We start from the raw sequence: 20724 nt of genomic DNA on the forward strand, positions 1-20724 counted from the left end.
AGCGTCTTTTTTAAAACCAACCGAACTCTGGAGCTTTACCTTGGCCAACATCAAGTCCGCGAAGAAGCGTGCGCGTCAGTCGGAGCAGCGCCGTCTGCGCAACGTCAGCGCGCGTTCCATGGTGCGTTCCGCACTGAAGAAGGTCGTCAAAGCGATCGACGCCAAGGATAAGGCTGGCGCAGTCAGCGCGTACGCCGTCGCCGTGCCGGTGATGGATCGCTACGCTGCCCGCGGCCTCATCCACAAGAACAAGGCCGCTCGTCACAAGAGCCGCCTGAACGCGAAGATCCGCGACCTGGCGTAAAGCCTGCGCGACATCGCCGTTCACAAAAAAGCCGGCTTACGCCGGCTTTTTTGTTGCCTGGTGGGAGCCGACCCTGTCGGCGATCCCGCGACAGCGGGCAAGGTTATCGCAAGCACCCATCGCCGACAGGGTCGGCTCCCACCCTAAAGCAGTTCACCCCCAGCCTCGACCGGTATCTCGATGGTCTCAGGAGGCAGCGCTCAGTCTTCGCCGCGCATGCGGACATCGTCCACGGCCTCGGTACGCTCACGGCGCGCGACACGCTCGGCATCGAAGAACTGCTGCACCTTCAGGCACACGTCCCACGTGCCGATCTCGCCCGCGGCGGAAACGACGAACCAAGGCGCCGTCCATTCCAGGCGCGCCACGATGTCGTCGACCACGCGCTTCAGCTCGTCCTCGTCGTCGATCACGTCGGACTTGTTGATCACCAGCCAGCGCGGCCGGTCGACCAGCTCGGTGTCGAATTGCTGCAGTTCGTGCTCGATGGCGCGCACCTGGTCCACCGGATCGGAGCCGTCGATCGGACGGATGTCGACCACGTGCAGCAACAGGCTGGTGCGCGAAACATGTCGCAGAAACTGGATGCCCAGGCCCGCGCCGTCGGCCGCGCCCTCGATGATCCCGGGAATATCGGCGATCACGAAGCTCTGGTCCGTCCCGATGCGCACGACGCCCAGGTTCGGGTGCAGGGTGGTGAACGGGTAGTCCGCCACGCGAGGCGTCGCCGCCGACACCGCACGGATGAAGGTGCTCTTGCCGGCGTTGGGGAAGCCCAGCAGGCCCACGTCGGCGAGCAGGCGAAGCTCGAGCTTCAGGTCGCGCACCTCGCCCGGCGTGCCCGGCGTGGATTTGCGCGGCGCCCGGTTCACCGAACTCTTGAAGTGGATATTACCCAGACCACCGCGTCCGCCCTGCGCCACCTTGAGGCGCTGGCCGTGCATGGTGAGGTCGCCAATGACCTCATCGGTGTCGACGTTGGTGACCACGGTACCGACCGGGACGCGGACTTCGATGTCGTCGCCGCCCTTGCCGTACATCTGGCTGCCCATGCCACCCTGCCCGCGCGGCGCCTTGAACGAGCGCATGTGGCGGAAATCGACGAGGGTGTTGAGGCCCTCGTCGGCGACAAGCCACACCGAGCCGCCACTGCCGCCGTCGCCGCCATCGGGACCGCCGAAGGGGATGAACTTTTCACGACGGAAGCTAACGCAGCCGTTGCCGCCGTCACCGGCCGAGACTCTGATTTGCGCTTCGTCGACGAATTTCATGGGAGATGACCTGGATAGAAGATGATGCCGCCGTACAAACGAAAAGCCCCGCCTATGGCGGGGCCTTCGCTATCGCGTCGGACGGGGCTTACGCCTGTACGACGTCGACGAACTTGCGGCCCTTTTCGCCGCGGGTCTTGAACGACACGGTGCCGTCGACCAGCGCGAACAAGGTGTGGTCGCGGCCGAGGCCGACGCCCACGCCGGCGTGGAACTTGGTGCCACGCTGGCGAACGATGATGTTACCGGCTTCGACAGCCTGGCCACCGTAGATCTTCACGCCGAGGTACTTCGGGTTCGAATCGCGGCCGTTACGGCTGGAACCTACGCCTTTTTTATGTGCCATGACTTATATCCTCCGGCGACTCAGGCGTTGATGCCCGTGATCTCGATTTCGGTGTAATGCTGACGGTGTCCCTGCGTGCGCTTGTAGTGCTTGCGACGACGGAACTTGACGATGCGGATCTTATCGGCGCGGCCGTGGGCGCGAACCTTCGCGCTGACGGTGGCACCGGCGACCAGCGGGGCGCCAACGGTGATCGACTCACCTTCACCCACCAGGAGGACCTGGTCGAACTGGACGGTGGAATCGACTTCGGCGGGGAGCAGCTCGACGCGCAGGATTTCGCCTGCCATCACACGATACTGCTTGCCACCGGTCTTGATGACTGCGTAGCTCATGGTTGTTTCCTGTTGCTGATTATGTAGTTCTTTTTAGGGTCTTGCGGGTGTTGCGAATCGCGAATTATAGCGGGGCCTAAAAGGCAAGGTCAATCAGTTGGTTAAGGGCGGAATGCCGGGAGGGGTCCTCGCGGGCTCCCTGGGAAGACATTGGTTTGAAAACATGGCCTTAGCTGACATCTGGCGAACTGGCATCGCCGACAGGGTCGGCTCCCACCGGGCACGGGAGCCGACCGCCGGATCTACTTCTTCTTCGCAGGCGCCGCCGGGGCGGGTGCCGGGGCCGGTTTGGCCGCCGCGCCGGCCGCCGGGCACTGGCCCTGCTGGTTCAGCGTGCCCTGGCTCTGCAGCTGGGCGATCATCTGCTGGCCGCGTTCCTGGCCCCATTGCTTGCCGATCTGCATGCCCTCGGCCATGGTCGCCGGCATCTGCGTGATCACCTTCTGGCCCAGGGGCGAGCGGTAGAACTTGAGCAGGCCGTCGATATCCTCGGCGGTGAAATGCTTCTGATAGACCGGCACCATCCGCCCGATCAACTGGTTGGTGGCGTTGGCGTCCACGAACCCCTGCCAGTAGCTGGCCGGCACGCAGGGCAACGCGTTCTGCATCACGCCCGCCATCTGACTGTTCATCTGGCTGAGCATGCGGCCCATGCCGACGGCGTCCATCAGCTGGCGCACCTGCTGCTCCGAGGGCGGCGCCGCCAGCGCCTGGCCCGCACAACCCGCCAGCACCAGGCCGGCAGCGATCCCTGTCCACTTACGCATGCGTGTCTTCCTCTTCGAATGGGTGGCTTCGACCCCTCCCCGGGGGCCGGGTCATGGTAGCCGTGCGCGGCCGCCCGGGTAACCCACATCCGGCAGGGTTCCGGTCCCGCATAACAAATGTGATGACTTGTCAAAGGTCGATACGGAATGAAGGCCGAAAACCCTTGGTATAGTCAGCGACTTCCCCCATTTACGTCGGCACATGGACAGCATTCGCATCCGCGGCGCCCGCACGCACAATCTCAAGAATATCGACCTCGACCTGCCCCGCGATCGCCTGATCGTGATCACGGGACTGTCCGGGTCCGGCAAATCCTCGCTCGCCTTCGACACGATCTACGCCGAAGGCCAGCGACGCTACGTCGAGTCACTGTCCGCCTACGCGCGGCAGTTCCTCTCGATGATGGAAAAGCCGGACGTGGACACGATCGAAGGCCTCTCGCCGGCCATCTCGATCGAGCAGAAGTCCACGTCGCATAATCCCCGCTCCACCGTCGGTACGATCACCGAGGTGTACGACTACCTGCGCCTGCTCTATGCGCGCGTCGGTACGCCCCGTTGCCCGACCCACGGCATCGCCCTGGAAGCACAGACCGTCAGCCAGATGGTCGACACGGCCATGGCGCTTGACCCGGACAAGCGCTGGATGCTCCTCGCGCCGGTCATCCGGGAGCGCAAGGGCGAACACGTGCAGGTCTTCGAGCAACTGCGCGCCCAGGGCTTCGTCCGCGCGCGCGTCGATGGCGAGGTCTACGACCTCGACGCCGTCCCGCCGCTGACGCTGCGCCAGAAGCACACCATCGAAGCGGTGATCGACCGCTTCCGTCCGCGCGAAGACATCAAGCAGCGCCTGGCCGAGTCGTTCGAGACGGCGTTGCGCCTCGGCGACGGCATCGTGATCCTGGTCGACATGGACGACAAGAAGGCAACGGAGCAGCTGTTCTCCTCGCGCTTCTCGTGTCCGATGTGCGATTACTCGCTGCCGGAACTCGAACCGCGCCTGTTCTCGTTCAACTCCCCCGTGGGCGCCTGCCCGACCTGCGACGGCCTGGGCGTCACCCAGGTCTTCGATCCCTCGCGTGTGGTCGGACACCCCGAGCTCAGCCTCGCCGGCGGCGCCATCCGCGGCTGGGACCGCCGTAACGCCTACTATTACCAGATGATCGTGTCGCTGGCGAAGCATTATGGCTTCGATCCGGAGACGCCCTGGCGCGAACTGCCGAAGTCGGTGCAGAACGCCGTGCTCAACGGCTCTGGCCGCGAACTCATCCCGTTCCGCTACATCACCGAGCGCGGGGGCAAGGTAACGCGCGAGCACAAGTTCGAGGGCATCCTGCCGAACCTGGAGCGCCGCTACCGCGAGACGGAATCCGCCGCGGTGCGCGAGGAACTCGCTCGTTACATCGCCGACCATCCGTGTCCGGACTGCGGCGGCCAGCGCCTCAACCCCTCGGCGCGCAACGTGTTCGTGGCCGATCGCGCGATCCCCGAGCTGGCCTCGCTGGCGATCGACAATGCCCTGGCGTTCTTCGAGAAGCTGAAGCTGCCGGGCTGGCGTGGCGAGATCGCCGTGAAGATCGTGAAGGAGATTCGCGAGCGCCTGACCTTCCTCAACGACGTCGGCCTCAATTACCTCACGCTCGACCGCCAGGCCGACTCCTTGTCGGGTGGCGAGGCACAGCGCATCCGGCTGGCCAGCCAGATCGGCGCCGGCCTCGTCGGCGTCATGTACGTGCTCGACGAGCCATCCATCGGCTTGCACCAGCGCGACAACGAGCGCCTGCTCGGCACCCTCACCCGCCTCCGCGACCTCGGCAACACGGTGATCGTGGTGGAACACGACGAGGACGCCATCCGCGCCGCCGATCACATCCTCGACATCGGCCCGGGTGCCGGCGTGCATGGCGGTCATATCGTCGCGGAAGGCACGCTGGAGCAAGTGCTGGCGTCGCCGCGATCGGTCACGGCGAAGTACCTCAGTGGCGAGCGTGGCATCCAGGTGCCCACGAAACGCCGCGAAGCACGCGACGACCAGTGGATCGAACTCAAGGGCGCGACCGGCAACAACCTCAAGGACGTCGACGTACGCATTCCGGTCGGCACCTTCACCTGCGTCACGGGCGTGTCCGGTTCGGGCAAGTCCACCCTGATCAACGACACCTTCTATCGCCTCGCCGCGATGGAACTCAACGGCGCCAGCGAGCAACCGGCGCCGTACGAATCGATCGAGGGACTCGAACTGTTCGACAAGGTGGTCGATATCGACCAGTCGCCGATCGGCCGCACGCCACGTTCGAACCCGGCGACGTATACGGGGCTGTTCACACCCTTGCGCGAGTTGTACGCGCAGGTCCCCGAATCGCGCCAGCGCGGCTACACCCCCGGCCGTTTCAGCTTCAACGTGCGCGGCGGCCGCTGCGAAGCCTGTGAAGGCGACGGCATGATCAAGGTGGAGATGCATTTCCTGCCCGACGTGTACGTGCCTTGCGACGTCTGCCATGGCAAGCGCTACAACCGCGAAACGCTGGAAGTGCTCTACAAGGGACACACCATCGCGGACGTGCTCGGCATGACCGTTGAAGACGCCTTCAAGCTGTTCGAGAACGTGCCGGTGATCGCGCGCAAGCTGGAGACGCTACGCGCCGTCGGCCTCGACTACATCAAGCTCGGCCAGAGCGCCACCACGCTCTCCGGCGGCGAAGCGCAGCGCGTGAAGCTATCGAAGGAACTCTCCAAGCGGGATACGGGAAGCACGCTCTACATCCTCGACGAACCCACCACGGGCCTGCATTTCCACGACATCGAACAACTGCTCGACGTACTGCACAAGCTCGTGGAGCACGGCAACACCGTGGTCGTGATCGAGCACAACCTCGACGTCATCAAGACGGCCGACTGGTTGATCGACCTCGGCCCCGAGGGCGGAGCGGGCGGTGGACGCATCCTCGTCAGCGGAACGCCGGAAACGGTGGCCGCCACGAAGGCATCGCATACCGGACGTTTCCTCCTGCCGCACCTGAAGCCGTCCAGGCCCGTCGCGAAGGCGACGACGAAGGCGGTCGGCAAGGCCACCACGAAGAAAACGGCCGCGAAGGCGGCCCCCGGCGTGAAGAAGAAAAGAACCGCATGACCACTGAAGCCTCGACCACCCCCGCTCCGTTGCCGCTGTTCATCACACCGATGGACGTGCGCTGGCAGGATCTCGACGCCTACAACCACGTCAACAACGCGAACTACCTGGTCTATCTCCAGGAGGCTCGCATCAAGTGGCTGGAGCAGTTGCCGGGCAAGTGGTACGGCGACGACGGCACACCGGTGATGGCGCGTAGCGAACTGAACTACCGCATGCCGATCGAGTACCCTGCGGATATCCAGATCGAGCTGTTCGTCAATCGCATCGGCACCAGTTCGATGACCATCGGACACCGTATCGTGTCCACCGACGATGCCACGAGGATCCATTGCGACGGCAGCGTCACGATGGTCTGGGTCGATCCGAAGAACGGCCGTCCGGTCGGGGTGCCGCAAGTGATCCGCGACGCGGTGGCGGAAGCCGAAAGGGGCTGAGTCAAGTCGCGGGCTCCGGATTCGGGGCCTGCCGTGTTTCGCAAGATCGCGCGGATTCAGATCCGGACGGTATGATCGCTCCGGTCACCCACGGAGAGAGTGAATCATGTTGCGCCGCCCCCTCGTACTCGCGATCGCCTGCGCCGTCGCCCTGCCCGCCCTCGCCGCCGATGAGCGCACCGCGCTCACGCTTTACCGCGCGGACGGCGACCAGCTCTTTTCCACCGGCGGAGACACCGTGTCCGGTGACGGTTATGCCGTCGTCCACGAACGCCGCGCGTTCGACCTGAAAGGCGGTGTGCAAGACCTCTCCATCGACGGCCTGCCCTCGGCGCTGGACAGCGAGGCCATGTCGCTGCGCTTTCCCGGCAAGAACACCCGCGTGGTGTCGCAGCGTCTGCTGCTCGGCCAGGGTTTCGACGGCGCCGTCGCCGGCCTGGTCGGCCATGACGTCAGTGTGATCGGCGACACCGGCCAGCCGATCGTCACCGGCACGCTCGTCCGCGGTGGCGACGCACTGGTCGTACGCGAAGCCAACGGCCAGGCCACCCTGATCCGCCAGTACGCTGCCCTCCGAGCCGCGGACGCCACGGATTTCGCCCGCGGCTCGACCTTGCAGGTGCGCGTCACCGGCGGCTCGTCCGGTTCGACCAGCGCGCAACTCGACTACCCGACCTCCGGCCTCGGCTGGCGCGGCGCCTACGTCGCCACGCTCACGCCCGGTACCAGCTGCCGCATGAGCTTCGACGCCGCGGCCAGCATCGCCAACCGTAGCGGGCGCGACTGGAAGGACGTGTCCCTCAAGCTCGTCGCCGGCGATGCCCGTCGCGCGAAGGCACCGCCGCAGCGGGAAAAGATGTTCATGGCCCGCGCACCGGCACCCATGGCAGCCATGGACATGGCATCGAACGAACCGCGTCAGGCGACTCTCGGCGACCTGCGCACCTACACCTTGCCCACGGCGGTCGACCTGCCCGATGGCAGCGTCACGCAGACGCCGCTGTACGACAGCCGGACGCTCGACTGCCAGCGCGAGGCCGTGTACGACACCGGCATGGCCTACCAACCGCCCCAGCCACGCATGGAGCGTGACATCGGCCTCCCGATGAACGGCGTACCGGTCGTTTCGAACCTGCGCTTCAAGGCGTTCGATGCCCTTCCCGCCGGTTACGTGCGTGTGCTTACGACCGACCGCGACGGCAACGCCGAACTCCTGGGCGAAGGGCACCTGGACGACACGCCGAAGAACAAGGACACGACCGTCTCGCTCGGCAACGCCTTCGACCTCGCCGCCACGCGCGAGCAGACGGCCTTCACGGCCGATGCCGCCGCGCACCGTATCGACGAAGGCATGCGTATCCACCTGACCAACGCCGGCGACACCGCCCGCACCATCGTCGTGCGCGAGCACCCCGGCCGCTGGCGCGCATGGACGGTGACATCATCGTCCGTGAAGCCGTCGAAGGTCTCGCCGGAACTGCTGGAGTTCAAGGTCGACGTGCCGGCCAACGGCAGCGCGGACCTCGACTACGCCGTGCGCTACACCTGGACAGATGCCGACCTGCCGAAATAACGCGGCCACTCCATCCACACCACGGACAACGACATGCTCGACATCCTCCTGCACGACGGCGACATCCACGAGATCCGCATGGCCCGCGCACCGGTCAACGCGTTCGATATCGCCCTGGTCCGGGCGTTGCGCGATGCCATCGTGGAAGCTCCTTCCAACGGCGCGCGTGGCGTCGTGCTCTCGGGCGCACAGGGCATGTTTTCCGCCGGGGTGGACGTGCCCGCCCTGCTCCAGCGGGACCGGGCGGGAGTACGCGAATTCTGGGACGAGTTCTTCGCCCTCTGCGGCGCCATCGCCGCGTCGCGCGTTCCCACGGTAGCCGCCATCACCGGTCACAGCCCGGCGGGCGGCGCGGTGGTCTCGTTGTTCTGCGATTACCGCGTGATGGCGCACGGCCCGTACAAGATCGGGCTCAACGAGGTGCAAGTGGGCCTGTCGGTTCCGGAGCCCATTCAGTTCGCGATGCGCCGCATCGTCGGCGCGTACCGCGCCGAGCGCTTGCTGGTGGCCGGTGCGATGGTCGACGCCGAACAGGCCCACGCGATCGGACTGGTCGATGAACTGGCCACGGTCGAGCAGGTGGTCACGCGCGCCGTGAACTGGCTAGGCGACCTGCTCAAGCTGCCACCGAAGGCCATGTTGCGCACGCGGGGCATCGCCCGTGCCGACCTCGTCGCCGTATGGGGCGACACGTCGAACCTGCTCGATCCCGGCTTCATCGACGATTTCTTCGGCGAGGAAACGCAGGCGGTGTTGCAAGCGCTGGTAGCGCGCCTGAAGTCCAAGTAGAAGCATCGCCGCTGAAGCGGCTCGCACAAGAGCATCGCCGACAGGGTCGGCTCCCACCAGGCAGCGGCAACCGGGTGGGAGCCGACCCTGTCGGCGATCCGCGGCAGCGGATGCTGAGGAATTACCTCGGCAGACTCTTGTGGGAGCCGCTTCAGCGGCGCTTCCAGCGCTCACGAACCTTGGAAAAACCCACGAATGCCGGCAATGCCCTGTCCCGCGTGCATCCGCGCCTCGGCCATATCGCCAAGCACGAGTCCACCCAGCGCATAGACCGGCAGTGAGGCCGCTTCGGTCAGCCCCGCGAAACGTGGCCAACCCAACGGCTCGGCATCGGGATGGCTCGCCGTCGGCAGGACGGGCGACAGGGTCGCGAAATCGCAGCCGAGCCGCGAGGCGAGCGCAAGTTCTTCCGCATCATGACAAGAGGCGCCGACGACACTCGTCCACGGAAGAGGCCGCTCCACCATGTCGCGCAGTTGCCCCGAGCCCAGATGCACTCCCACGCCAGCGCCCAACGACAGCGCGCCTTCGATATCCCGATTGAGCAGCAAGTGCGCTCCGCAACGCCGCACCTCGGACAACACGCGCGCCGCCACGTGGCGCACGGTTTCCAGCGACTGCGCAGGGAGGCGCAGCTGCAAGAGCCGCTCTCCGCGAGCCAGGGCCTCCAGTAAGCCGGCGACTGCCTCATCCGGCGTCGCCTGGGCCGGCGTGATCGCGTAGTGCCCGGGCAAGCGTACGGCCGCCAGGATCGGCCGGTCGGCGGGTGCCAGGACCGCCGGATCGATCGACCAGGGCTCGTGCCATGCGATGGCGGCGGCGTCCAGCGCCTTGGGCTGGCCGCTCCAGGCGCGAACCACCATGGCCTCCAGCAACATCTTGCGCTCGCCGTAATGCCACGGCACGCGGATCAGCGCTTCGAACGACTGCGGATCGACCGTGATCCCCAGTTCCTCGTCGAGCTCGCGCTCCAGCGCCGCAGCGGCCGGTTCACCCGGCTCGAGTTTTCCGCCCGGAAACTCCCACAGGCCCGCCAGGTGCTTGCCCGGCGGGCGTTGCGCGATGAGGATCCGTCCGTTGCCGTCGACGAGGACGCCGGCGACGACGCGCATCAAACGTTCCGGACGTATTCGACCATGTCGAAGGCGTGGGGGTGCTCCTTGTCCGCCGCGTGGTGCACGCGGGCGACCTCGGTCCACTCCTTGAAATCGATCCCGGGGAAGAAGACGTCCGCACCGTCCACCGCCGCATAGACCCACGTGAGGTACAGGCTGCGCGCGTACGGCAGCGCCTCGCGGAATACTTCGCCGCCACCGATCACCATGAGGCCGGTGTGGCCGCAGCTGGCCTGGGCCTCGGTCACCGAGCGCACCGTGATCTGTCCCGGGAAGGGCGCCACGCCCTTGCGCGAGAGCACGTAGTTCACGCGCCCCGGCAGTGCCCGGCCGATCGACTCCGCGGTCTTGCGACCCATGAGCACCGATTTGTCCATCGTCAGGCGCTTGAAGTACTTCAAGTCGTCGGGAAGGTGCCACGGGAGCCCTCCCTGCTTGCCGATGGCAAAGTTTTCATCGAGCGCGGCAACCAGGTGAACGGCCATGGAACTTCCTTCGCAGTCAAAGACGGATCGGTCGGGCACGCGGCCCATGCGCAGCGGATAGTAGTCCTCCGCGCCTGAGGGGGGAACTAACGGCCGTTTGACTTACACCGCCACCGGGGCCTTGATCGCGGGATGCGGATCGTAATCGACGATGCCGATGTCTTCGAAGCGGAAGTCGAAGAGCGAGCGGACGTCGGGGTTCAGCACCAGTTTCGGCAATGGACGCGGTTCGCGCGCCAGCTGCTTCGTCGCCTGCTCGACGTGGTTCGAATACAGATGCGCGTCGCCCAGGGTATGGATGAAATCGCCCGGCTCCAGGCCCGTCACCTGCGCGACCATGTGGGTCAGCAAGGCATAGCTGGCGATGTTGAACGGCACGCCGAGGAAGATGTCGCCCGAGCGCTGGTACAACTGGCACGAGAGTTTCCCGTTCACGACGTAGAACTGGAACATCGTATGACACGGCATCAGCGCCATCTTCGGCAACTCGCCGACGTTCCACGCCGAGACGATCAGCCGGCGCGAATCCGGATTGCGCTTGATCTCGTCCACCACCCAGGCGATCTGGTCGACGGCCTTGCCGTCGGCGGTGGGCCATGCGCGCCACTGGCGCCCGTAGACGGGACCGAGGTCGCCGTTGGCGTCGGCCCACTCGTCCCAGATGCTTACCCCGTGCTCCTTGAGGTAGGCGGTGTTCGTATCGCCCTGCAGGAACCAGATCAGCTCGTGGACGATCGACTTCAGGTGCAGTTTCTTCGTGGTGACGAGGGGGAAACCCTTCGAGAGGTCGTAGCGCATCTGCCAGCCGAACACACTGCGCGTGCCGGTGCCGGTGCGGTCCGATTTCTCGGCGCCGTGCTCGAGGACGTGACGGAGGAGATCGAGATAGGGCTGCATGGCGAAGACGATATCAGTTGGCCGTCGCGGGCACGACCGCGACGGGTGCATAGGGTGCGCGGCGCGAAAGCAGCAGCAGGAAGATGCCCACCGCGATCAGCGGCAGCGACAGTATCTGCCCCATCGTGAGCCAGCCGAAGGCGATATAGCCCAGTTGCGCGTCAGGCACGCGAACGAATTCCACGGCGAAGCGGAAGCAGCCATACAGCAGCCCGAACAGGCCCGATACCGCGTAGCGCGGACGCGGCTTCATCGAGAACAGCCACAGCACGGTGAACATCACCACGCCTTCGAGCGCGAACTCGTAGAGCGGGTTCGGATGCCGGGGCAGCGCGTCGGGAGCGTTCGGAAAGATCATGCCGATCGGCAGGTCGGTCGGCTTGCCCCAGAGTTCGCCATTGATGAAGTTGCCCAGGCGGCCGAGGCCCAGGCCGACCGGCACCAGCGGTGCCACGAAATCCACGGTGTCGAAGAATTTCACGCCATTGCGCCGCGACCACCACAGGCCGGCCGCGAGGACGCCAAGCAGCCCGCCGTGGAACGACATGCCGCCGTCCCAGATGCGGAAGATCGCGAGCGGATCGGTCCAGATCCAGTTGATCGCCGTGTAGAACAGCATGTAGCCGACCCGCCCGCCGATCACCACGCCCATCATCGCGTAGAACATGAGGTCGCCGAAGCGGTCGGCGTTGACCGGCAGGCGGCCCTGCCGGCGGCGGTATTCGCCGAGCGCCCATCCGCCGAGAAAGCCACCCAGGTACATGAGGCCATACCAGTGGACCTTGATCGGGCCCAGGGAAAAGGCGACGGACTTGATATTGACGACGAACGGAGTGGCCATGGCGTGCCCGGATCGAAAGCAGGCGCCAAGTGTACCGCCCCGCCATGACCGAAGGTCGGCTTGCCGTGGAGGCGCCGATCGGCTATATCGGCCATCGGAGATCGTCCGGGGGGACGACACGATACGGATCCATCGAACCAGGGGGAATTCATGACGTACCGCTTCGTGCGGCCCATCGTGGCCGCGCTTTGTCTTGCTTCGGCCACCGCCGTGGCCACCGACCTCATCCCGGTCAGCGACTTCGCCCGGCGCATGCCGCTGACCAGCCCGCGCCTGTCTCCGGACGGACAATACGTCTCGCTCGCCTACCACGATCCCGATGGCAAGAACCATGGCCTGGCGATCTACCGCGTGGGCGACATGAGCAAGCCCGCGACCCTCATCCGCATGCCGCCGTACGAGATGCCGGCCGACATGATCTGGACCAGCCCCACCCGCCTCGTGGTGGCGCGCGGCAAGGTCGACGGCTCGATCGGCGCCGCCTCGTACACCGGCGAACTCATGGCGATCGACGTGGACGGCAAGAACCCCGATTACCTCTACGGTTTCGAGGCCTACGGCAAGCGCGCCGCCACTCGCGCGCTCGACCGTGGCTGGGGCACGATCGAGGGCGCTCCGGTGCAAAGCAACGGCCACTTCTACATGCGCGCGACCGCATGGGCCGACCAGGACCGCAGCACGCTCTACGACGTCGACGCCAGGACCAGCGCACGCAGGCAGATGGCCGACATCGGCATCGGCCGCATGAGCTTCATGATCGCGCCGGACGGCACGCCCCGCTTCGCCTTCGGAACCGACGATGATTTCAAGTGGGTGGTGTTCCACCGCGACGGCAGTGGCTGGACCAAGCTGCAGGCGAGTGAAGAACGCCAGAACTTCACCCCGGTGGCCACCGTCGCCGGGAACGGCAACCGCGTCTACGCGGTCTTCAGCCCGGGTGGCAAGGGCGGCGAGTTCGTCGAGCAGGACGAGGACGGCGGCAACTTGCGCGTGATTCGCAAGGACGACTTCAGCGAGGTCGCCTCGTCGGGCCTGTGGACACCGGCACCGCTGCGTCCCTTCGGCACCGTCGCGACGACCGGCGTGCCCCAGGCCACGTACATCGATCCGCAGGCGCCGATCTCGAAGCTGCACATGGCCCTATCGCAGAAATTCCCCGGCAGCTTCCTCAGCTTCGTCGACTTCAGCGAAGACGGCGGCCAGCTGATGTTCAAGGTGGCCAGCGATCGCGAGCCTGGCCGCTACATGCTCATCGACACCAGGACCTACAAGGTGAGCAAGTTATTCGACGCGAAACCCTGGATCGATCCGAAACAGATGGCCGAACGCCGGCCCATGCGCTTCAAGGCCAGCGATGGCATGGAACTGGAAGCGATCCTCACCTTCCCCAAGGGCCGGAACGAAGCGAACCTGCCGATGGTGCTCGTTCCCCACGGCGGGCCGCACGGCATCTCCGACGACTGGTTCTTCGACGACGACGCGCAGTTCCTGGCCAACCGCGGCTACCTCGTGCTGCAGGTGAACTACCGCGGTTCGGGAGGGCGCGGCAGCAAATTCGAGCAAGCCGGTTACCTGAAGTGGGGAACCCGCATCCAGGAAGACCTCATCGATGGCGTGAAGTGGGCGATCGCCGAGAACTTCGCCGATCCCAGGCGCGTCTGCGTCTATGGCGCCAGCTTCGGCGGCTACGCGGCGATGATGACCACCGTGCGCGCACCGGGCATGTTCAAGTGCGCCGTGGGCTACGACGGCATCTACGACCTGGACATGATGTACAACAAGGGCGACATCAAGGACAGGAAGTCGGGCCGCAGCTATCTCACCACGGTCATCGGCAAAGACCAGGCCGACCTCGCCGCGAACTCGCCCACGCACCTCGCCGACAAGATCGACGTACCGGTGTTCCTGGTCCACGGCGAGGACGACGAACGCGCGCCCTTCGCCCAGTTCAAGGCCATGCGGGCAGCGCTCGACGCCGCGCACAAGCCCTACGAAACCCTGACCAAACCCGATGAGCGGCATGGCTTCGTGAAGCCGGAGAACATCGAGGAGTTCTACAACCGGTTGCAGGCATTCCTGGAGAAGAACATCGGCAGCGGCCAGGCAGCGGCCGCTGCCGTCGCCCCATAGACCACCCGCCCCGCCCGGCTCCGGCGGTTGCGCCCGCCATACCCCAGGCGTTATGGTCGCGTGATCGTCGCGCCCGGGTGGGGTATGGCGGGGCTTGGGAGGTCATGGGGTATGCACGTCAGTTCGGAGCACCGGCGCCATGTCGCGCTGCGACGCATGGTGCTCGCGTCTTCGCTCCTGGCTGCGTTGCCGCTTGTCACCGCGAGGGCGCAGCAAACGGCGCCTTCCTCCGCCGAGATGCTGGCTCCGGTCAATGTCACGGTCACCGGCTCGCGCATCCGCGGGACCGACGTGGAAACCGCCCAGCCGGTTTTCACCATGGACCGCCAGGCCATCCGCGCCACGGGCCTCACCAGCCTGGGCGACATCGTCGCCCGCATGCCATCCGCTTCCATGCCGGAAATCACCCCTCAGGACACGCTGTCCTCGGATAACGACGCCGGTGGCCGCTACGCCAACCTGCGCAACCTGGGCGCGGTGCGCACGCTGGTCCTGGTGAACGGGCGCCGCTGGACCAGCAGCCTCGGTGGACTGACCGACCTCTCGACCATCCCCGTTTCCATCGTGGAACGCATCGAAGTACTGAAAGACGGCGCGTCGTCCATCTATGGATCGGACGCGATCGGCGGCGTGGTGAACATCATCACCACCGACCGTTTCGAAGGCGCGTCCGCCGACGTCTTCTACGGCGTCAACGGCAAGGGCGACGGCGCCCAGAAAAACGGCACGTTCACCTGGGGCAAGAGCGACCAGCGCGGATCGATCATCCTCGGCGCGAGCTACGAGGACGCCGATGCGCTGCGCGACGGCAAGCGTTCGATCACCGGTACCGCCTATGGCCCAAGGCATCCCGACGATGGCTACGGTACGGGCCCTTACGGCGGCGTGGTCGATCCTCTCACCGGAAGCCGCTACGTCGTGAACCATGACGGCGGCGTGGTGGGCGATACGTCGAATCTCGCGAACTACCACCCCTACAATGTCGGCAGCAACGCGGACAAGTATTCGACCGCGCAGGACATGACCTTCCGCGCGGGCAGCAAGTTGCGCAACCTGTTCGGCACGGGCCGCTACAACCTCACCGACGACGTCGCCCTGCGCGGCATGGCCAGCTACGGCGTGCGCGACACGCGCAGCCAGGCCGCTGGCTATCCGCTGGAAAGCGGGGCCGGGCGCCAGCAAGGTTTGTTCATCGATCCCGAGAACGCATATAACCCCTTCCCCGGCTACGCCACGCCGTTCTTCCGGCGAACCACCGAACTTCCACGGATGATCTGGGCCAAGAGCAAGAGCCTGCATGCGGATGCCGGTGCCGAGGGCACGTTCCAGTGGATCGATCACGCCTGGAACTGGGATGTCACCTACGCCTACTCCGAGACGCGCGCGAGCCGGACCACGAGCGGCAACATCAACCTGGTGAACGCACGCAAGGCGCTGGGGCCCACGACCACGATCGACGGCCAGGCCGCCTGTGCGGATGCCGCCGACCGCGCAACGGGCTGCGTGCCATGGAACATCCTGGCGGGGCCGGGTGGCACGCCCGACGCGGTGTGGAACTACGTGGCGTCCACCACCACCGCCCGCCAGGTCACCCGCACCAACGACATGGTCGCCAATCTCACCGGAGGCCTGCTCGACCTTCCCGCCGGCACGCTTCGCGCCGCGGGAGGCCTGGAGCATCGTCGCGAGAACGGCCGCTACACCCCCGATCCGGCGGACTCCGCCGGCCTGACCACGCAACTCGCCAGCGACCCCACCAACGGCGGCTACATCGTCAACGAGGCGTATCTCGAATTCGACGTACCCTTGCTCGCCGACCTGCCGCTGGCGCGCGAACTCGCGGTGAACGCATCCACCCGCTATTCGCATTACTCCGCGTTCGGCGGCCGCACCAACAACAAGTACAGCTTTCGCTGGAAGCCGTTCGACGACCTCTTGTTACGCGGGACCTATGCCCAGGGATTCCGGGCGCCCACCGTGGCGGATCTCTATGCCGGATCGAGCGAGAGCTTCGAGAGCTTCCTCGATCCCTGCGACAGCGCCTTCGGCGCATCGGCCACCGATGCCGCCGTACGCGCGCGCTGTGGCGCAGCGGGCGTGCCCGCCAACTACCGGCAGATCGACCAGTCCGGCGCGCAGATCGGTTCGACGACCGGTGGACAAAGCCCGACGGCCTTCCGCACCGGCGCCAATCCGGCCCTGAAGCCGGAATCGTCGATCACGCGGACGGCCGGTCTCGTCTATAGCCCTGGCTATGTCGACGGGCTCGACATCACGCTCGACTACTACAAGATCGACATCAGCGATGTCATCATGCCAATCCTCGCGGGCGACATCCTCGATTTCTGCTACGTACGCAACGATCCCACCTGGTGCGGGCGCTTCACGCGCGCCGCCGACGGCCACATCGCCGCCCTGGACGAAAGCCTCGCCAACCTGGGCACGTTGCGCACCGAGGGCTACGACCTCGGCATGCACTATCGTTTCCCGGAAACCCGCTATGGCGAGTTCACGCTGCTTTCGGACAGCACCTATCTGAAGGACTACACCCAGGTCAGCAGCCCTGGCGCCGGGCCGCGCCACCTGGCTGGCTACATGAGTGGCGTACAGGGCCTCTACCGCGTGCGTTCCAACCTCTCGCTGGACTGGTCGTGGAGACGCTTCGGCGCGACGTGGACGACGCGGTATTTTTCAGGATTGAAGGATTCATGCTGGTCGACGGATGTGGAATGCAACCGTCCCGGCGAACTCAACGCGTTGACCGGCGTCACCGGCGTCAGCAGGAAGGGCGGCGTCGCTTTCCACGATTTCCAGCTTCGCTGGCAGGCACCATGGAACGGCAATATCCGGCTGGGTGTGAACAACGTGTTCGGTCGCAAGGGGCCGTTCTACTACAACGTGTCGAGCGCTGGCGGCGGCAGCCCGCCCTACAATCCCGCGTTCGATATCGACCGCTATTTCTACGTGGGCTACCAGCAGAAGTTCTGAGCGGCAAGCGTGCGGCACCATGCCGCACGCAGGAAATTCCTTACTTCGCACGATCCAGTGCATTTCCGCAGGTCTGGATAGGAATCGGTCTCAAACTCTTGCAGTAGCATGACCCTCGCGTTATGTTCGCGTTACGTCGCATGGCGCCCCGGGTTGGCGCGACGTGAGTGTCCCCACACTCCAGACCCTGTTTACCCCCACAAACGAGTGCCGCTCGCGGCGCTACTACAAGCTGTTCAGCCTTGCCGCAAAGCAGGGCCAGGGAGACTTTGACCTCATGACAAGCACCACCCTGTTCGCGCGCTCTCGCGTGTTCAAGCGCACCGCGCTCGTCTCGGCACTTGGCGCCTGCCTGCTGGCCGGCACCGCCTATGCGCAGAGCACCGTCGGCGACATCTACGGCAGCGCCGCGGCGTCGCAGACCATCCAGATCCAGAACCTCGGCTCGGGTGCCTCGCGCACCGTCACCGTCGGCGAAGACGGCCGCTACCGCGCCTCGTCGCTGCCGATCGGCAGCTACCGCATCAACGTGCAGCAGAACGGCCAGACCGTTTCCAGCCGCGACATCAACGTCGTCGCCGGCCAGTCCGCGCAGGTGAACTTCGCCGCGCCGGCCACGTCCGACGGCAGTGCGCAGGCACTCGACACCGTTACCGTGTCGGCCAACGCCCTCGCCGCGATCGACGTCGCTTCCGTCGAGTCGCGCACCAGCTTCACCGCCGACCAGCTCAACAGCCTGCCCGTGCCGCGCAACGTCGTCGACGTCGCCGCGCTCACCCCGGGCACGGTCAAGGGCGACTCCGCCTTCGGCAACCTGCCGTCGTTCGGTGGCGCCTCGGTCGCCGAGAACAGCTACTACGTCAACGGCTTCAACGTCACCAACCTGTACAACAACCTGTCGTTCTCGGAAGTGCCCTTCCAGGCCATCCAGCAGCTCGACGTGCAGACCGGCGGCTACGGTGCGCAGTACGGCTTCTCCACCGGCGGCGTGACCTCGGTGATCACCAAGCGCGGCACCAACGAGTGGAAGGGTGGCGCGAGCTGGGTCTACACCCCCGCCTGGGGTCGTGAGCAGCAGCCGACCACGCACACCAAGGACGGCAACCTCTACCGCACCTACCAGAAGAACAACGACAACGACAACGTCTATTCGGCGTGGCTCGGTGGCGCGCTGGTGAAGGACAAGCTGTTCTTCTACGGCATCTTCCAGTCGCACCGCGAAACCGAAACCGCCTACCCGGGCGCCACCAGCTCGGCCGCCGCGCAGCGCAACACGTACAGCGATCCGTTCTACCTGATCAAGCTGGACTGGAACATCAACGATTCGAACATCCTCGAGTGGACGGGGATGAACAACACGAAGCACACGACGAATCGTTACTACAACTCCGAGATCGACGGCGAGGGCAAGCCCTTCACCGATGATTACCTCGGCCGTCGCCATGTGAAGACCGGTGGCGACGTCAACATCTTCAAGTACACCAGCTACCTCACCGACGATCTGACCCTGTCCGCCCAGTGGGGCAAGATGAAGAGCAAGAACTCTTCGGACTATGTCAGCGCGGACGGCACCGTCACCAAGTACAACGGTGACATCAACGGCGCCAATTCCGGTTGCCCGTACGTGATCGACCGTCGTTCCAGCACGCTCAGCGGCGTGACCGACCCGGTCCATTCGTGCTACCTAGCCAGCACCATCGACCGTTTCAACGGCGAAGACCAGCGCACGGCCTACCGCGTCGACCTCGACTGGAAGATCGGCGACCACGATATCGCCGGCGGTTACTCACGTGAGAAGTGGAAGTCCGATTCCGGCCAGAGCTACGCGGGTGGCGCGCTGTACTACTACCGCACGAACGCCGCGGGCACCGATTACGTGTCGCAGTATAACTACCGCACGGGCGGCTCGGTCGCGATCGACCAGAAGTCCTGGTACCTGCAGGACAACTGGCAGGTGACCGACAAGTTCCTCGCCTACATCGGCGTGCGCAACGACTCGTTCAACAACAAGAACGGCGCCGCCGAGAACTTCGTCCGCCAGGGCAACATCTGGCAGCCGCGCCTCGGCTTCTCGTGGGATCTGTTCGGTGACTCTACGACGAAGATCTTCGGTACGGCTGGCCGCTACTCGCTGCCGATCGCCGCGAACGTCGCTCTGCGCGCCGCGACCGCGTCGTACTACACGATCCAGAACTTCTCATACTCGTCGATCGATCCGGTCACGGGCGTTCCGACCCTGGGCGCGCCGCTCAGCGGCCAGTCCATCGTGAACGGCGAGAACGGCAGCACGCCGGATCCGCGCTCGGTCGCCACCAAGGATCTGAAGCCGTACTCGCAGGATGAATTCATCCTCGGCTTCCAGCACCGCATCACCAGCGACAACGAGTTCCTCAACGACTGGGTCGTCGGCGCGAAGGCCACGTACCGCAAGCTGAACAACGCCATCGACGACACCTGCGATTGGCGTCCGTTCTACGCCTATGGCAAGTCGATCGGCCTGGACATGGACGCCAATGGCGACCAGTTCACCCCGCCGTCGACCATGCCGGGCTGCTTCATCTACAACCCGGGCAGCAAGGTCAACATCGACGTCGACCTCGACGGCAGCGGCGTCCTGCGCAACGTGTCCATCCCGGGCACCGCGTTCGGCGAGAAGGCCAAGCGCACGTACGAAGCCGTCACGCTCTCGGCCGAGAAGGCGACCGACAAGTGGTACGTCAATGCGTCGTACACCTGGTCGAAGAACCGCGGCAACACCGAAGGTCTCGTGAAGTCGGACAACGGTCAGGACGACACCGGCACGACCAGCGCGTTCGACTATCCGGAACTGATGGTCGGCGCGACCGGCTACCTGCCGAACGATCGTCGCCACAGCTTCAAGATCTACGGCGGTTACAAGATCACGCCGGAATGGTCGGTCGGTGTGAACGGTTTGCTCGAATCGGGTCGTCCGACCAGCTGCTTCGGCGGCGGCGACGAGACGGTTGGCGGCATCCCGAGCTACAACTCCGAGTTCTTCTACTGCGAAGGCAAGATCTCGGGTCGTGGCCGTGCCAAGCGCCTGCCGTGGAACTGGTCGGTCAGCCCGAACGTCGTCTACACCCCGGCTTATGCCAAGGGCCTGACCGTTCAGCTCGACCTGATCAACCTGTTCAACAACGACAAGCCCACCGCGATCAACGAAATCGCCGAGAACGGTGCGGACCAGACGTACTACAGCACGACCTATCGCGTGCCGACTTATTACCAGACGCCGCGCTACCTGCGTCTGATGGTCCAGTACGACTTCAGCCTGTAAGACCTGCCAAGCGTCGCT

Annotated in this window: 16 protein-coding genes; 8 read left to right on the plus strand and 8 right to left on the minus strand. The window is 65.4% G+C overall.

Translation table 11 applies throughout. The annotated features are described in order from the left end of the window. Positions 1–40: 40 nt before the first annotated feature. Positions 41–304 carry a 30S ribosomal protein S20 gene (rpsT, locus tag QFZ41_RS04325; protein ID WP_072321609.1) on the plus strand — a complete coding sequence of 88 codons (264 nt, stop codon included), beginning with the start codon at positions 41–43 and terminating at the stop codon, positions 302–304. A 200-nt stretch (positions 305–504) separates the two neighbouring features. On the opposite strand, the gene cgtA is transcribed toward rpsT, so the two are convergent. From cgtA to QFZ41_RS04345, 4 genes are all read right to left on the minus strand, one after another. Further along, positions 505–1575, minus strand: coding sequence for an Obg family GTPase CgtA (gene cgtA, locus QFZ41_RS04330; RefSeq protein WP_429197617.1), 1071 nt, complete (start codon positions 1573–1575; stop codon positions 505–507). A gap of 88 nt (positions 1576–1663) precedes the next feature. Then, the gene (gene rpmA / locus QFZ41_RS04335) at positions 1664–1921 is read right to left on the minus strand and encodes a 50S ribosomal protein L27 (protein WP_144911162.1); all 258 of its coding nucleotides are present in this window, start codon (positions 1919–1921) and stop codon (positions 1664–1666) included. Positions 1922–1941: 20 nt separating this feature from the next. Continuing rightward, on the minus strand, positions 1942–2256 hold the full coding sequence (gene rplU / locus QFZ41_RS04340) for a 50S ribosomal protein L21 (protein WP_371022064.1): 315 nt from the start codon (positions 2254–2256) through the stop codon (positions 1942–1944). A gap of 242 nt (positions 2257–2498) precedes the next feature. Beyond that, positions 2499–3023 carry a DUF2059 domain-containing protein gene (locus QFZ41_RS04345; protein ID WP_371022065.1) on the minus strand — a complete coding sequence of 175 codons (525 nt, stop codon included), beginning with the start codon at positions 3021–3023 and terminating at the stop codon, positions 2499–2501. 202 nt (positions 3024–3225) lie between these two features. On the opposite strand from QFZ41_RS04345, the gene uvrA reads away from it, so the two are divergent. From uvrA to QFZ41_RS04365, 4 genes are all read left to right on the plus strand, one after another. Next, positions 3226–6153, plus strand: coding sequence for an excinuclease ABC subunit UvrA (gene uvrA / locus QFZ41_RS04350; protein ID WP_429197618.1), 2928 nt, complete (start codon positions 3226–3228; stop codon positions 6151–6153). Continuing rightward, the gene (locus QFZ41_RS04355) at positions 6150–6590 is read left to right on the plus strand and encodes an acyl-CoA thioesterase (protein ID WP_429197619.1); all 441 of its coding nucleotides are present in this window, start codon (positions 6150–6152) and stop codon (positions 6588–6590) included. The genes uvrA and QFZ41_RS04355 overlap by 4 nt, the downstream gene beginning before the upstream one ends. Positions 6591–6696: 106 nt before the next feature. Further along, positions 6697–8163 carry a DUF4139 domain-containing protein gene (locus tag QFZ41_RS04360; RefSeq protein WP_429197620.1) on the plus strand — a complete coding sequence of 489 codons (1467 nt, stop codon included), beginning with the start codon at positions 6697–6699 and terminating at the stop codon, positions 8161–8163. A gap of 33 nt (positions 8164–8196) precedes the next feature. Further along, positions 8197–8952: an enoyl-CoA hydratase/isomerase family protein gene (locus QFZ41_RS04365; RefSeq protein WP_429197621.1), complete on the plus strand. Its 756-nt coding sequence runs from the start codon at positions 8197–8199 to the stop codon at positions 8950–8952. Between the two features lie 170 nt (positions 8953–9122). On the opposite strand, the gene QFZ41_RS04370 is transcribed toward QFZ41_RS04365, so the two are convergent. The 4 genes from QFZ41_RS04370 to lgt all read right to left on the minus strand — a co-directional run bounded on the left by QFZ41_RS04370 (position 9123) and on the right by lgt (position 12290). Continuing rightward, positions 9123–10064, minus strand: coding sequence for a Nudix family hydrolase (locus QFZ41_RS04370; RefSeq protein ID WP_429197622.1), 942 nt, complete (start codon positions 10062–10064; stop codon positions 9123–9125). Further along, entirely contained in the window at positions 10064–10552 is a 489-nt protein-coding gene (locus tag QFZ41_RS04375) for a dihydrofolate reductase (protein ID WP_429197623.1), read from the minus strand. Before QFZ41_RS04375 ends, QFZ41_RS04370 begins: the two co-directional genes overlap by 1 nt. Before the next feature lie 102 nt (positions 10553–10654). Next, on the minus strand, positions 10655–11449 hold the full coding sequence (locus QFZ41_RS04380) for a thymidylate synthase (RefSeq protein WP_429197624.1): 795 nt from the start codon (positions 11447–11449) through the stop codon (positions 10655–10657). Between the two features lie 13 nt (positions 11450–11462). Beyond that, positions 11463–12290 (minus strand): prolipoprotein diacylglyceryl transferase, encoded by an 828-nt coding sequence (gene lgt / locus QFZ41_RS04385; protein ID WP_429197625.1) that lies wholly within the window; start codon positions 12288–12290, stop codon positions 11463–11465. Between the two features lie 150 nt (positions 12291–12440). Here lgt and QFZ41_RS04390 point away from each other — a divergent pair, with 150 nt between their 5' ends. The 3 genes from QFZ41_RS04390 to QFZ41_RS04400 all read left to right on the plus strand — a co-directional run bounded on the left by QFZ41_RS04390 (position 12441) and on the right by QFZ41_RS04400 (position 20706). Continuing rightward, entirely contained in the window at positions 12441–14420 is a 1980-nt protein-coding gene (locus QFZ41_RS04390) for an alpha/beta hydrolase family protein (protein WP_429197626.1), read from the plus strand. A 111-nt stretch (positions 14421–14531) separates the two neighbouring features. Beyond that, positions 14532–17408, plus strand: a complete 2877-nt coding sequence (locus QFZ41_RS04395; RefSeq protein WP_429197627.1) for a TonB-dependent receptor domain-containing protein — start codon at positions 14532–14534, stop codon at positions 17406–17408. A gap of 277 nt (positions 17409–17685) precedes the next feature. Continuing rightward, a complete protein-coding gene (locus tag QFZ41_RS04400) occupies positions 17686–20706 on the plus strand; it encodes a TonB-dependent receptor (protein WP_429197628.1) in 3021 nt (1006 codons plus the stop codon). Positions 20707–20724 lie beyond the last annotated feature (18 nt).

The organism is Luteibacter sp. W1I16 (assembly GCF_050434905.1).
In the GTDB taxonomy this organism is placed as follows: Bacteria; Pseudomonadota; Gammaproteobacteria; order Xanthomonadales; family Rhodanobacteraceae; genus Luteibacter.